This window comes from Stenotrophomonas sp. STEN020, from assembly GCF_056760195.1.
Genome location: NZ_JBRREI010000001.1, coordinates 38,646 through 52,792, shown reverse-complemented (window position 1 = coordinate 52,792; position 14,147 = coordinate 38,646). Strand labels below are relative to the sequence as shown.

The 14,147-nt window shown below is 61.1% G+C and carries 10 protein-coding genes; 8 read left to right on the top strand and 2 right to left on the bottom strand.

Going from position 1 to position 14,147, the window contains the following annotated elements; all coding sequences use genetic code 11:
* Positions 1-20: 20 nt before the first annotated feature.
* From ACVOLZ_RS00135 to ACVOLZ_RS00100, 8 genes are all read left to right on the top strand, one after another.
* Positions 21-788, top strand: coding sequence for a flagellar brake protein (locus ACVOLZ_RS00135; RefSeq protein WP_481514596.1), 768 nt, complete (start codon positions 21-23; stop codon positions 786-788).
* Between the two features lie 326 nt (positions 789-1,114).
* Positions 1,115-1,606, top strand: a complete 492-nt coding sequence (locus ACVOLZ_RS00130) for a chemotaxis protein CheW (protein WP_481514595.1) — start codon at positions 1,115-1,117, stop codon at positions 1,604-1,606.
* A 124-nt stretch (positions 1,607-1,730) separates the two neighbouring features.
* On the top strand, positions 1,731-2,114 hold the full coding sequence (locus tag ACVOLZ_RS00125) for a hypothetical protein (protein ID WP_481514594.1): 384 nt from the start codon (positions 1,731-1,733) through the stop codon (positions 2,112-2,114).
* A gap of 83 nt (positions 2,115-2,197) precedes the next feature.
* Positions 2,198-4,570, top strand: a complete 2,373-nt coding sequence (locus tag ACVOLZ_RS00120) for a methyl-accepting chemotaxis protein (protein ID WP_481514593.1) — start codon at positions 2,198-2,200, stop codon at positions 4,568-4,570.
* Between the two features lie 358 nt (positions 4,571-4,928).
* Positions 4,929-7,088 carry a methyl-accepting chemotaxis protein gene (locus tag ACVOLZ_RS00115; protein ID WP_481514592.1) on the top strand — a complete coding sequence of 720 codons (2,160 nt, stop codon included), beginning with the start codon at positions 4,929-4,931 and terminating at the stop codon, positions 7,086-7,088.
* Positions 7,089-7,101: 13 nt separating this feature from the next.
* Positions 7,102-7,947 carry a CheR family methyltransferase gene (locus ACVOLZ_RS00110; RefSeq protein ID WP_481514591.1) on the top strand — a complete coding sequence of 282 codons (846 nt, stop codon included), beginning with the start codon at positions 7,102-7,104 and terminating at the stop codon, positions 7,945-7,947.
* Positions 7,944-8,543, top strand: coding sequence for a chemoreceptor glutamine deamidase CheD (gene cheD, locus ACVOLZ_RS00105; RefSeq protein ID WP_481514590.1), 600 nt, complete (start codon positions 7,944-7,946; stop codon positions 8,541-8,543). The genes ACVOLZ_RS00110 and cheD overlap by 4 nt, the downstream gene beginning before the upstream one ends.
* Positions 8,540-9,595, top strand: a complete 1,056-nt coding sequence (locus ACVOLZ_RS00100) for a protein-glutamate methylesterase/protein-glutamine glutaminase (RefSeq protein WP_481514589.1) — start codon at positions 8,540-8,542, stop codon at positions 9,593-9,595. The genes cheD and ACVOLZ_RS00100 overlap by 4 nt, the downstream gene beginning before the upstream one ends.
* Positions 9,596-9,625: 30 nt before the next feature.
* Here ACVOLZ_RS00100 and ACVOLZ_RS00095 read toward each other — a convergent pair whose 3' ends face one another.
* Both ACVOLZ_RS00095 and ACVOLZ_RS00090 read right to left on the bottom strand, forming a co-directional pair.
* On the bottom strand, positions 9,626-13,102 hold the full coding sequence (locus ACVOLZ_RS00095; protein WP_481514588.1) for a transporter substrate-binding domain-containing protein: 3,477 nt from the start codon (positions 13,100-13,102) through the stop codon (positions 9,626-9,628).
* 203 nt (positions 13,103-13,305) lie between these two features.
* The gene (locus tag ACVOLZ_RS00090; protein ID WP_481514587.1) at positions 13,306-13,992 is read right to left on the bottom strand and encodes a response regulator; all 687 of its coding nucleotides are present in this window, start codon (positions 13,990-13,992) and stop codon (positions 13,306-13,308) included.
* Positions 13,993-14,147: the final 155 nt, after the last annotated feature.

Genomic DNA, 14,147 nt, shown 5'->3' with positions numbered 1-14,147 from the left:
ACCCAACCGTAACCGTGTCCATGCCCGACCAAGAATCGCCCGCACCGACGCCCAACCCGCACGCCGGCAACCTGTATGCCGACGACCGCTACATGGTGCGCAACCCGCATCAGGTGCGGCACCTGTTGCAGGCCATGATCGATCAGCGCTCAATGATCAATGTGCACCCGGACGGGCGTGATCAGGCCTTTCCTTCGGCGGTGTTGGACGTGGATACGCACGGTTTGGTGCTCGACGCCAGCCCGGTACCCTCGATCAACCGCACGGTCGAAACCGCCGGCACCCTGCTCTGCTTTGGGCAGGTCGACAAGGTCACAGTGCGCTTCCAGCTGGAAGGCCAGCGCCGCATTGACCACGACGGCCATGTTGCTTTTGAAGTACCGCTGCCGGAGGAGGTCTATCACCTGCAGCGGCGCGAGTTCTACCGCCTGGAGACCCCCGTCGGCGACTCGCCTTACTGCGTACTCCCAGACCCGGACGGCGGTGAGGCCACTCGCTGGCGGGTACTGGACATCAGCGCTGGCGGCATCGCACTGCTGCTCCCGCCAGATCAGAACCTGCTCAAGCTGCAGAGCCGCTATAACTGCGTGCTGGAGATCCCAGAAAGCGCGCCGATCCCAACCCCACTGGTGGTCTGCAACCTGCGCCAACAGAAACAACCCAACGGCACCGAGATGACCCGCATCGGGCTGCGTTTCGACGATCTGCCGCGCGGCGCGGACAACAGCATCCAGCGCTATATCTTCCGCATTGACCGTTTGCGCAAGGCACGTAGCAACGGCGATTGAGGTGGACGCCCGGCGGGCTTGGGGCGCTGGCCGGCGCTATTGAGCCGTCATTCCTGCGCAGGCGGGGTTCTCAACCGAAGCCAACACCGAACCGACCCGGTCCAGCCCCTATCACTACCTGCAACCGAGCGGCCAGACCAGCGCCACTTTTCGCCCCGAAATGACAAAAAAATGGCGCCTTGAAACATGATCGTTCGCACATTTCGAACCAGGCGCCTTTCGCTCCGGAGCTTTCCCCAGCGGACCTCCTAAAGTCCCCCGCCGCAACGCCGATACCGGTGCATCAGCCGCACCACACCGGCAGCCCGCCAGGACCAGGATCCGCCATGAATGACTCCCGCAGCACGTCCGCCGACACCACCGGCGGCGAGTACCTCAGCTTCACCCTCGGCAATGAGCACTACGGTGTGGATATCCTCAAAGTGCAGGAAATCCGCGGCTATGATGCCGTCACCCGCGTCCCCGACGCGCCGGATTACATCAAGGGCGTCATCAACCTGCGCGGCACCATCGTGCCGGTCATCGACCTGCGCCTGAAGCTGCGCCTGGATGAAGCCCGCTATGACGCCTTCACCGTGATGATCGTGCTCAACGTCGAAGACCGCGTTGTCGGCATCGTGGTGGACAGCGTGTCCGACGTGATCCCGCTCAACGCCGAGCAGATCCGCCCGACTCCGGAGTTCGGCGCCGCCGTCGATACCCGCTTCATTTCCGGTATCGGCACCCAGGACGATCGCATGCTGATCCTGCTGGATATCGAGACCCTGCTCGACACCGCCGACCTCGGCCAGCCGAGCGCTGCCGAAGAAGCTGCCTGAACGGCCGTTTCGCAAAGCCGATCACAGTTTCGCGCATGCAACTCAAGCGCGGCTTTTGCAGGCCGATAGCCATTGCATGCCTGTCCTCCCCGACCGGCCCTACTTTCCCATCCCGGAGTTTCCGATGTACAAGCATGTACTTCCGCTGTTTGCCGCCACCGTACTGGCAACCGTCGCGTTCGACGCCGTTGCCGATGCCGAGATGATCCCGCCGGAAACCGCTGCGCGTTTCGCCGGCAAGGACGGCATGGTCTGCGGCAAGGTCGAGAAAGCCCGCTACGCTGAAGGCTCCGAAGGCCAGCCGACCTTCCTGCACATGGGCGGCGTGTTCCCGCGTCACACCTTCTCCGCACGCATCGCCGGCAGCAACCGCAGCAAGTTCGGTTTCCCGCTGGAAACCCTGGAAGGCAAGACCGTCTGCGTGATCGGCAAGATCCAGCGCGACGCATCTCGCGCCGAAATCGAAGTGGCATCGCCGGCCAACCTGAAGCTGGCAAACATCAAGTAACCCGCCTTTCGTCACGCCGGCACTGCCGGCGTGCCACCCCGCACCCGTGACATGGCGGGGCCTGTTACCGGAGATCGCGCAAGATGCTGTGGATCAACTCGCTGAAACTGAAGCCGAAGCTGATGCTTACTTTCGGCGTCGTGCTGTTTGTCATGTTGTTGCAGGGCGTCGTCGCCTATCGCGGCCTGCACTCGCTGAACAATGTCACTACCGACCTTGCTGAGAAACGCACGCCCAGCCTGCGCGCAACCGGCGAGCTGAGCGGCATGGTCAGCGAATACCGCAACGCCTCCTACCAGAGCCTTGTGCGCGCCAGCGATGACGTCAAAGCCGATGCGAAGACACGTGCAGCGCAACTGCGCATGCAGATAGACACCACCATCGCTGCCTATCCGAAGCTGATCGACAATCCCGAACAGAAGAAGCTGTTCGACAAATTTGTTGCCGACTGGGGCAAGACCGTAGCTTCCTATGACGCGGTCACCGAGATGCTGGCGCTGGATCTGCCGGATGACGCCATCGACACCTTCGTTGGCGAAACCCGCAACCTGCATCGCAACGCCTATGCAGCACTGCAAGCTCTTGCTGCAAATGACAATACCCGCGCCCAGGCAGCCGCCAAGCAAGCCGCCGAAACCTATCGTGCATCGGCCCTGCTTATCATCATCGCTGTCCTGGTTGGCGGCGCTGCAGGTCTGGCACTGATCTGGTTATTCGCCGGTTCGCTGGTGAAAGCAATGCGCGGCGCCGTTGACGTAGCCACCGAAGTGGCAAGCGGCAAGCTGGATGGCTCCATCGACGTCTCACGCGCCGATGAAGTAGGTGATCTGCTACGTGCCATGCAGCGCATGCAACGTGACCTGCGCGAACGCATCGAACGCGATCAGGTCATCGCCAACGAAAATCTGCGTATCCGCACCGCCCTGGACTATTCGTCCACCGGCGTCTACCTGACCAACAACGACCTCAACATCGTCTACGCAAATCGCGCCCTGCTCGATACGCTGGACCAGTACAGCGAGCAGATCAGCAGCGCGCTGAGCCACTTCGATACCACCAAGCCGCTGGTCGGTCAGCCGGTGACCGCACTTGAGCAGCGCGGCGAAGTCGACAGCAAGGTTCTCGAAGCACTGGACAGGAATGGCGTATTCAAGCGCGAGCTGCGCTTCGGAGAAGCCGAGTTCGCGCAGACCATTTCGGTAATCCGTGACGAGAACAATGTCCCCGTCGGTCACGTAGTTGAATGGCGCGACCGCAGCACCGAAGCCCAGGTCGAGAAAGAAGTTGCGCGCATCATCGAGGCTGCCGCTGCTGGCGACCTCAGCGGCCGCATTGGCACGGCGGACAAGGATGGCTTCTTCCTGCAGCTGGCCAGCCAGATCAACGGCCTGCTCGACGCCAACGCCAGCAGCCTGGAGCAGATATCCAACCTGTTGTCCGGCCTGTCCCGCGGCGACCTGACCGTGCGCATGCATGGCGAGTACCAGGGCGTTTTCGCCTCCATGCGTGACGATGCCAATGCCACCGCCGAGCAACTGACCGGCATTGTAGGCCGCATCAAGCAGTCGTCGGTGTCGATCAACTCGGCCGCTACCGAAATTGCCGCAGGCAACAACGATCTGTCGCGCCGCACCGAACAGCAGGCTGCCAATCTGGAGGAAACCGCCGCTTCGATGGAGGAACTGACCTCCACCGTGCGCCAGAACGCAGAATCAGCACGCCAGGCCAACCAGCTCGCCATCGGCGCCGCCTCGGTGGCCTCGCAGGGCGGTGACGTGGTCAGCCAGGTGGTCACCACCATGACCCAGATCGAGCAGTCCTCGCGCAAGATCGCCGAGATCATCTCGGTGATCGACGGCATCGCCTTCCAGACCAATATCCTGGCCTTGAATGCAGCAGTGGAAGCCGCACGTGCTGGCGAACAGGGCCGCGGCTTTGCCGTGGTTGCATCGGAAGTTCGTACCCTGGCACAGCGTTCGGCTGGTGCGGCCAAGGAGATCAAGGGCCTGATCGACGACTCCGTCGGCAAGGTCGCCGATGGTTCGGCACTGGTCCGCAAGGCCGGTACCACCATGGGCGAGATCGTCGCCTCGGTGCAACGCGTGACCGACATCATGGCCGAGATTTCCGCTGCCTCGCAGGAACAGTCCGCCGGCATCGAGCAGGTCAACCAGACCATCGTGCAGATGGACGAAACCACCCAGCAGAATGCCGCACTGGTGGAAGAAGCCACCGCCTCCGCCCGCTCGATGGAGGAGCAGGCGGCGCAGCTGGCAAACGTCGTGTCGGTGTTCCAATTGGAAGATGGCGCCATCGAGACCAGCAGTCCCAAGTCCTCGCGTGAACCGGCACCCCGCCCTGCAAGCCAGGCTCCGGCACCCGCACCGCGTCGTCGTACCGCAGCGGCACGGACCGCGGTAGCCGAGCTGGCCGACTCGGACTGGCAGGAGTTCTAAGCGATATCGTCAACAGTCTGGCTAAACCCTGTCCAGCCAGGCCATTGCGCAACCCGGAATCCGATGCCAGACCTCTGGCATCGGATTTTTTTTCCCTTGTGGGAGCGGCGTAAGTCGCGAAGCTCCAGCACCAACAGCTGACACAGCTAGCGACCATTCCAGCATTGCCAGCTTCGCGGCTGACACCGTTCCCACAACCGCGGCATGCAGCAATCCGCATCAGCACCACAGCCAGGTGAACAGCTCCATGTCACGTATCAGTCCGACCCCTTCAAACCACTCAACTCATGCCCTTTTCGGCCGATAACCCGGTAACCCCTCACGCAGCGCCAATACCGCAAGGTTGGCGGCAGATTCGATGAATATCGCTTCGCTCTGGAACAACTACATTTCCAACATCTCCGTCAGGCGCAAGCTGAACCTGTTGACGGCTTTGATCGTCATTGGAGTTATCGCTCTGTCGGTCATAGCGGCGCGCATGCAGTACCTGGACCTGTACGAAACCCGCAAGGCCGCGCTGCGTGCCCAAGTGGAAATGAGCTACGGCGTTCTCGATCATTACGCCAAGGAAGCTGCAGCCGGCGCGATGCCATTGGAAGACGCGCAGAAGTACGCGATGGCCGCGTTGGAAAAAATGCGCTCCGACGGTGACGTCAACTACTTCAACATCTACAGCAACAAGTACGTGCTGTTGATGCATCCGTTCCGTGCTGACCTGGTCGGCAAGGATATGAAGGATTTCCGCGACCAGGACGGCGTACGCCTGTACTACGACCAGGTTGAAGCCGCACGCCAGGGCGGCGGCTATGTCGCCTACAGCTGGGCCAAGCCCGGCGAGGAAGGCGTGGTAGGCAAGCTCACCTATGCAGGCATGTACAAGCCATGGAACTGGGTGGTTTCCAGCGGCATGTACATGGACGATCTGCAGGCCCAGGCCCTGAAGTTTACCGCGGTGATGACGGTGGCCGGCGGCGTGCTGGTACTGCTGGTTCTGGCGTTGAGCTGGATCATCGGCAACCGCATCGTGCTGCCGTTGCGCAACGCAACCGCCGTGGCCACCGCTATTGCCAATGGCCGCATGGACAACCGCATCGCCGCGCCCAGCAAGGATGAAACCGGCCAGCTGCTGAGCAGCATGGCGCACATGCAGGACCAGCTGCGCGCCGTGATTGGCGCGCAAGCCGAAATGGCGCGCCAGCATGACGCCGGCATGATCCGCTATCGCATCGACGCCAGCGTCTTCCCCGGCGACTACGGGGTGATGGTGGAAGAAACCAACGTATTGGTCAGCAACCACATCGACGTCAAAATGCAGGTGATCGCCTTGGCACAGCGCTACGCCGTTGGCGACCTCAGCCAGGACATGCCGCTGCTGCCGGGCGACAAGCGCGTCATCACCGACACGATGGCCGCAATCAAGAACAACCTCGCCGCCATCAATAGCGAGATCAAGCGCCTGGGCAGCGCAGCAGCTGCCGGCGACTTCAGCCAGCGCGGCGATGAAGACCGCTTCGAGTACGACTTCCATGCAATGGTGCGCTCGCTGAACAACATGATGCAGGTCAGCGACGACAACCTCAGCGAGGTATCGCGTCTACTGCAGGCGCTTGCCGATGGCGACCTCACCGTCAAACTGAGCGGCGACGCACAGGGTGTCTTCGCCAGCATGCGTGAAGATGCCAACAGCACCGTCACCCAGCTTGCAGGCATTGTTTCAGGCATCCAGCAGTCGGCTGACAGCATCAATCTGGCCGCGGGTGAGATTGCCACCGGCAACGCTGATCTCTCGCGCCGCACCGAAATGCAGGCCGCCAACCTTGAAGAAACCGCCGCATCGATGGAGGAGCTGACCTCAACCGTCCGCCAGAACGCGGAGTCCGCCCGCCAGGCCAACCAGCTCGCCATTGGTGCTGCTGGCGTGGCCTCGCGCGGCGGTCTCGTGGTCGAAGAAGTCGTCACCACCATGGGTCAGATCCAGCAGTCCTCACGCCGCATCGCCGACATCATCAGCGTGATCGATGGAATCGCCTTCCAGACCAACATCCTGGCGCTGAACGCCGCAGTGGAAGCAGCGCGAGCCGGTGAACAAGGCCGCGGCTTTGCGGTAGTTGCCGCTGAAGTACGTACCCTTGCCCAACGCTCGGCCGGTGCAGCCAAGGAAATCAAATCGCTGATCGAGGACTCGGTCGAGCGCGTGGACGAGGGCTCGCAGTTGGTGCAGCAGGCCGGCTCCACCATGGGCGAAATCGTTACCGCGGTGCAACGCGTCACCGACATCATGGCCGAGATTTCTGCAGCTTCGCAGGAGCAGTCGGCCGGCATCGAGCAGGTCAACCAGACCGTCATGCAGATGGACGAGACCACCCAGCAGAACGCCGCCCTCGTTGAGGAAGCAACCGCCGCTGCCCGGGCAATGGAAGAACAGGCCGGCCTGCTGGACCAGGCGGTGGCGGTATTCCAACTGAGCGCGCAGCCTGCAGCGGCAGCCCGTCCACAAGCACTCGCCCTGGCCAGCTGAGCAGACTGCCACCATGATCGATCTGGACAGCAACCAGCGGGACTTCGAGTTCAACGACCGCGACTTCCGTCGCGTCTGCGAACTCATCCATGCCCGTGCCGGCATCGCGCTGGCGCCGGCCAAGCGCGACATGGTCTATGGCCGCCTGTCGCGGCGGCTGCGCAACCTTGGCCTGCACTCGTTCAAGGATTACCTGGACCAGCTTGAACAACACGGCGGCGAGGAATGGCAGGCCTTCACCAATGCCCTGACCACCAACCTCACCTCGTTCTTCCGCGAGCCGCACCACTTCGACAAACTGCGCGAGGAGCTGCAGGCACGCGCCGCCAAGGGTCCATTGAAGCTATGGTCGTGCGCAGCATCCACCGGTGAGGAGCCCTACTCCATGGCCATCACCGCTTGCGAGGCCTTCTCGTCAATGACCCCGCCGGTCCGCATCATCGCCACCGACGTCGACACCCAGGTGCTGGCCACCGCCAGCCAGGGTGTCTACGCGATGGACCGTATCGCCGGTTTGGACCCGGCCATGAAGCGCCGCTATTTCCAACGTGGCAGTGGTCCAAATGAGGGCAAGTGCCGGGTAGTCCCTGCCCTGCGCGCCCTGATCGAGTTCCGCCCGCTCAATCTTCTGGCCAACCGCTATGACGTGGGCGGCCCCTTCGATGCGCTGTTTTGCCGCAACGTAATGATCTACTTCGACAAGCCAACCCAGCGCGGCATCCTTTCGCGCCTCGTGCAGCACATGGACAATGACAGCCTGCTCTACACCGGTCATTCCGAGAACTATCTGCACGCAGCCGATCTGATCCAGCCGTGCGGCCGCACCTTGTACCGCCGCAGCAGCAGGAACGGCGCATGAAGAACCCGCAGCACTACCCCGATGAGGTGATGCGTTACCGAGACACCCGGTTCCAGACGATTGCCGCCAAGCTGCTACCAACCCAATACCTGGTGGTAGACGACGATACCGCGCTAACCACAATCCTTGGCTCCTGCGTGGCGGCCTGCATCCGCGATCCCATTCTCGGCATCGGCGGTATGAATCATTTCCTGCTGCCTGAAGGCAATATCGGCGACGGCGCGCCTGCACGTTATGGCAGCTACGCCATGGAACTGTTGATCAATGACCTGCTCAAGCGCGGCGCCCACCGCAAGCGGCTGGAAGCCAAGGTGTTTGGCGGCGCCAACGTGCTCAAAGGCTTCACCAGCAATCCGGTGGGCACCCGTAACGCCGAGTTTGTGCGCCAGTACCTGCGTGCCGAGCACATTCCGATTATTGCTGAAGATCTATGCGGCATTCATCCGCGCAAGATCTGGTTCTTCCCGATAACCGGCCGCGTCGTGGTACAGCGTTTGCCGCATGCACATGATGCTGAAGTGGTTGCCACCGAAACTGCCGTCCGCGCCCGTCTTTCGCACACCCCGGTCAGTGGTGGCGTGGAGTTGTTCGAATGATGTTGCAGGCACCCTGCCGGGTTCTGATCGTCGACGATTCGGCCCTGGTACGCCAGGTATTGACCGAGATCCTCGCCGCCGACCCGGCCATTGAAGTCGTCGGCACCGCTGCGGACCCGCTGCTGGCTAGGGAGAAGATCAAACGGCTCAACCCGGACGTGTTGACGCTGGACGTTGAAATGCCGCGCATGGACGGCTTGGCCTTCCTCGAAAACCTGATGCGCCTGCACCCGATGCCCGTGGTGATGGTGTCGTCGCTGACCGAACGCGGCGCCGATACCACGCTGCAGGCGCTGGCGCTGGGTGCGGTAGACTTCGTCGCCAAACCCAAACTCGACGTCGCCCGCGGTCTGGACGCGTACGCGGAAGAAATCCGCTGCAAAGTAAAGATGGCCGCCCGCTCGCGGGTGCGCGCCATCGCCGGCGGTCCACGTCGGCCGCTGCAGCGCCCGGCCAGCGTCAGCAGCCTCGGCTTCCGCACCACCGACCGCCTGATCGCCATCGGCGCTTCGGCCGGCGGCACCGAAGCGCTGCGCGTGGTGCTGGAAGCAATGCCTGCCGATGCACCTGCCGTTGTCATGACCCAGCACCTGCCAGCCAGCTTCAGTGCGGCCTTTGCCGAGCGTCTGGACCGACACTCGGCGATGTCTGTACGCGAGGCCAGCGACGGTGAAGCCATTCTACCCGGTCACGCCTACCTGCCCGCTGGCGGCCAGCATCTGCGGGTCATACGCGACGGCGCCCGTTGGCGTTGCCGGGTAGACGACGGCGTGCCGGTCAACCTGCATAAACCAGCGGTCGATGTGCTGTTCCGCTCTGTCGCGCAAAACGCCGGCGCCAATGCAGTTGGAGTGATCCTGACCGGCATGGGCGAAGACGGAGCACGCGGCCTGCTGGAGATGAAACAGGCCGGCGCGACCACATTGGCCCAGGACGAAGCAAGTTCGGTCGTATGGGGCATGCCAGGTAGCGCGGTGCGTTTGGGCGCGGCCGATGAGGTGCTGCCGCTGGACAGAATCGCCGAACGGATACTTGGCATCGCCCGTGGCTGATACCACGGTCTGATCGGCGATACCTGCCGATCAGGTCTCCGCTTGGCACCTACACATGGCAGCCAGCACCGCGATGATCTCGGGCAGCTCGCGCGCAATGAACTGTGCGTTTACTGTGACCTCGCCGAGCTCTACCTCAGGCTGTTCGCAAAGGAACTCAATTCGGTCGCAGATATCCATCAGATGCGTAACCTGCAACAGACGCACGCCACCGTTGATGCGATGGACAAGATTGGACATCCCCCTCGGTTCGAATCTTGGCAGCAAAGCCAGCAATTCGGCCAAGTCGCGCAAGAAACTCTTGTGCGCCTCAGCAACCAGACTGCGTGTCATCGCAGCGTCACCTCCGGTCAACTCATGTAGTGTCGCGGCAACGTCCTGGATCTGTTGCTGACGCGGCGCTGCTGCCACGGTATCGGCAGCCTCACCCAGCGCCACCAGCATGCTGGAAAGCGCACTGAGGCTGACTGGCTTGAAAAGACAATCATTCATGCCCGAGGCTATGCATTTGGCCCGCTCCTCCGGCTGCGCGTTGGCGGTGAAGCCGATGATCACGCAAGGCGGCAAGCCAGAAGCTTTTTCATGCCGGCGAATGGCCCTTGCCATCTCATGGCCATTCATCACCGGCATGTTGCAGTCGGTCACGACAACATCGACGCGCTCCTCAAGCCAACAATCCAGGCCTTCACGCCCATCGGATGCGCTGCGGACACGCTGCCCGAGAAATACCAACTGCTGGGTCAGCAGGGTGCGATTGGCAGAGTGGTCATCAACCACCAGAACCTTCAAGCTTGGATGCTTGGCATCCACAATCTGCACAACTTCGGCCGCCCCCGGAATCGCAGGCAGCACCTCCAGCGGCAGATTCAGCACCACCGAGGTTCCTTCACCGAGCCTACTTCGGATGGAGATGTCTCCCCCCATCAGCTCACACAGGAACTTGCATATCGGCAAGCCCAGGCCGGTACCCCCGCGTGTGCTGTGGCCGTGATCGGCCTGCGCGAAGGGATCAAACAGGCGCGCGATATCAGCATCGGCGATGCCTATGCCGGTATCGGCAACTTCCAGCTGCAGACGAAGCTGCGCTCTCGCCACTGAAACAGTACTGACCCGTATCGTAACCTGCCCGCGATCAGTGAACTTGATGGCATTGCCAACCAGATTGGACAGCACTTGCTTGAAGCGCATCGGGTCGATGGACACGTCACGATCCACGCTGGGGTCCAGCTCCACAACAAGATGCAAGGCCTTCTGCCGGGCCAGTCCATTGAACACCCGCGCAACCGACTCGGTCATCTCGCGTAGATTGGCGCGCTTCGGGCTCAGGCTGACGTGGCCAGACTCGATGCGCACCACGTCCAGAATGTCACCGATCAACTCCAGCAGACCATGCGCCGAATCATATGCAACCGCAATGGCCGCCCTATCGAGACGCCCTTGATCGGCGTGCTTCTGCGCAAGCTCGAGCATGCCGATGATGGCGCTCATGGGTGTGCGTATCTCATGGCTCATGGTCGCCAGAAACGTGGTCTTGGCCCGGCTCGACTGATCAGCGGCATCGAGCGCACGGCGCAACTCTTCCATCAGATGCAGACGATCACTCACATCGATCCAACCGCAAACCACGCCCTTGGCTTGCCCTTGCGAGTCGAAGTAGGGGTAGATCCAGTGGTAGATGCTCAGCACCCGACCTGGCAGGTGCAGAGTGCGATCCACCTCCAGCGGCTTGCCGTTGGCCATCACCCACAGATAGTCGTCGTGGAAACTCTGTGCTTCGAACGGATCCAGCTTCGCACCTTCCATCGATGTCTTGCCGAGCACCTTGTTCTCGGTGACCGCCAGCATGTCGAGATAGTTGCTGTTGCAGGTCACCAGACGCCCTTGCTGGTCACGAACATAGATGGGGTGTGGCGTTCCGTTTATCAACGAACGCATGAAGTTCAACTGCTCACCAAGCGCGTCCTCAGCCAACTGACGACGGCGGTATTGCGAGCGGATGTGCACATTCCATAGCAGCGACACCAGGATCAGCAGCAATGTCCCCGCGGTAATCTTGTAGATAAGTGCACGGAAGTCGGTCCACGTTGCTGGCGAGGCGTCCGGACGCGGCCGCCAACGGTTCTGGAAGATATCTACTTCATCTGGGGGAATTTGCAGCATCGCTTTGTCGATGATGCTGGCAAGCTCGGGCATGCCCTTGCGCGTAGCGATGGCCAACCACGCAGGCGTGTCCTCTACTACGTCTGACACACGCAACTTTTCGTCATGCAGGACGGATGTGTAGTAGAGCGCCATTGGCAGGAATGCAATCGTCGCGTCCGCCTTGCCGTCTTTCACCAGCTCCATTGCCGCCGCCAGCGTATCGGTCTCGATGAACTTAAAGTCCGATGCGGGCAACAACATTTCCGTCAACGCATGATGAGCCGGCAACGCGATACGCTTGCCGCGGAGATCGCTCAATGACAACGGACTACCGGCTTCTTCACGCGTAACTATTCCGAATGATGTCTGCACGAACGGCCGCGAGAAGGTAAACCGCTGTGCACGCGAATGGGTCAGTACCAACATGGTCACATCTGCTGTTCCAGTCTCCAGTGCAGCCATCTGTTGATCGAGCCGGGATACCCGTACCGGTTCGAATTCCAAGCCGGTACGCTGCGCGATAGCGCGCATGATGTCAGCACTCAATCCGCTGAAACGCCCATCGGTATCAAAGTAGGAAAGTGGCGCCGTGTCATTGCTTGCGACGAAACGCACCACCGGATTCTCGCTGATCCAGCGTTGCTCTTCAGGCGTCAGTTCTATCCGTGCCGATGGTACGATCCCGCCACCGCCAGACCAACGCTTCAGAATCTCACTCCCGTGGGTCTGTTGAAGCTGCTCCAGCGCAAGATTGATGACGCGTTCCAAGGTCAGCGCATCCTCGTGCACCGCGAACGCAAAGCCGCCGGTATCGGTGCGCGGAACCGCCATCGTCCGAACGTAGTTGAAGTAACTCAGATTGACCAGATAGTTGCTTGAAACCGCATCCCCCAGGTACAGATCCGCACTACCAAATGCAAGCGAGGCGAGCGCTTGTTCGCGCGAACGGTAAGTGGAGATGATCGCATCCGGATACAGATCGCGGATCTGGACTTGTGGCAGATAGTCCTGGGCTACCGCGATACGCATACCAGCCAACGCCGGCGGCATACGCCTACGCTCTGCTTTGCGCACGTACAGCACCGGCGTATCTTCAACATAGCGCTGCGTCAAACGCACGGCATGCTGTGCGAGTTCGTAGTTGTTGGCGCTGCCAACCATGTCGACCGCGCCAATCTCCAATGCACGCAAGGCAGCTACTCGGTCCGGGTAGCGAACAACCCGCAACTTCACGCCAAGCACTTCACCGATCGCCCCAAACGCATCGGCAGTGATTCCCTCATAGCAGTCGTTGCCAGAGAACACTTCAAGCGGCATGAAGCTTGGCGGGGCAACACCCATCACCAGCGTACCTTTGGAGCGCACCCAATCGCGATCTCCTTTACCCAGCTCAAGCGCAATGTTTGGAATGCTGCTGCGTGCCAACAAAGTCACCTCCCTGACCGTCTCAGCGGCAGCCAAAGCGGAACCCGCCAACAGCAATAGAAGAACAGCGAGGGCCGGTGCCGCACGGATGAAGCGGCGCCTCAACATGATGTGCGGCATGGTTGCGATACTCAGAAATTCAATCAGCCGGTGGCGAGGCTATGCTGAAGCTTGAACAGCTCTGCATCAGTGCGGACGCCAAGCTTTCGGAACGCGGATTGTTTCTGGCCGCTGATGGTCTTCATGCTGCGCATGAACTTGCGTGATATCTGCGAAACCGACATCCCGTCCAGACAGCAGCGCAGCACCTCACGCTCCTTGGGCGAGAGCGAAGGATCATTCAGTAGGCGCTGCGCGCCCTTTACATCGGGAGATGGGCGTCCCGCAGGCAGCGGCTGTCGTCCCAGACGGTAGGCCAGCCCTGGCGATACATAAGTCTCGCCCGAGGCCACCTTGCGAATTGCCTCAACCAGCAGTTCGGCGCTCTCTGACTTCCCGAAGAAGCCATTAGCGCCAGCACTGAGCGAGAGATTGACGACGGACGGCGTCTCCGCCGAGGACGAAATAAGTATGCAAAGCGTAGGGAATCGACGACGAATCAAACCGATCAGATGCAAACCGTCCAACTCACTTGCACCCAGTGCATAGTCAAGCACCAGCAGATCTGCTGGAGTATCACCCAATGAAGCAAGCAGATCCCTGCTGTTCGAGTAAACGCCAACAACCTTCATATCTGCTTCGCGTGACAAGCGCAGCTCCAACGCCATCTGTATTAAGTAGTGGTCATCCAAAACCGCAACGCGGAGTGGCGCCATCACTGACCATTTCACTGAATCAACTCCTCTACACCGCAAATCCCAGCAACACCAAGCAGGCTCCAGACAGCATGCTGGTTAGTGCTCCCCATCAACCCAGACAACGAACCAGAACGATCAGTCTGGTCATCCAAAATGAATGCAGCCCTTGATCCAACGATCGGAATCAC

What these genes read in the sequence shown, in the direction of transcription:
- ACVOLZ_RS00100 (WP_481514589.1), top strand. Translation starts at nt 8,540, where the DNA reads ATGATGTTGCAGGCACCCTGCCGGGTTCTGATCGTCGACGATTCGGCC.
- ACVOLZ_RS00125 (WP_481514594.1), top strand. Translation starts at nt 1,731, where the DNA reads ATGTACAAGCATGTACTTCCGCTGTTTGCCGCCACCGTACTGGCAACC.
- ACVOLZ_RS00115 (WP_481514592.1), top strand. Translation starts at nt 4,929, where the DNA reads ATGAATATCGCTTCGCTCTGGAACAACTACATTTCCAACATCTCCGTC.
- cheD (WP_481514590.1), top strand. Translation starts at nt 7,944, where the DNA reads ATGAAGAACCCGCAGCACTACCCCGATGAGGTGATGCGTTACCGAGAC.
- ACVOLZ_RS00135 (WP_481514596.1), top strand. Translation starts at nt 21, where the DNA reads ATGCCCGACCAAGAATCGCCCGCACCGACGCCCAACCCGCACGCCGGC.
- ACVOLZ_RS00130 (WP_481514595.1), top strand. Translation starts at nt 1,115, where the DNA reads ATGAATGACTCCCGCAGCACGTCCGCCGACACCACCGGCGGCGAGTAC.
- ACVOLZ_RS00120 (WP_481514593.1), top strand. Translation starts at nt 2,198, where the DNA reads ATGCTGTGGATCAACTCGCTGAAACTGAAGCCGAAGCTGATGCTTACT.
- ACVOLZ_RS00110 (WP_481514591.1), top strand. Translation starts at nt 7,102, where the DNA reads ATGATCGATCTGGACAGCAACCAGCGGGACTTCGAGTTCAACGACCGC.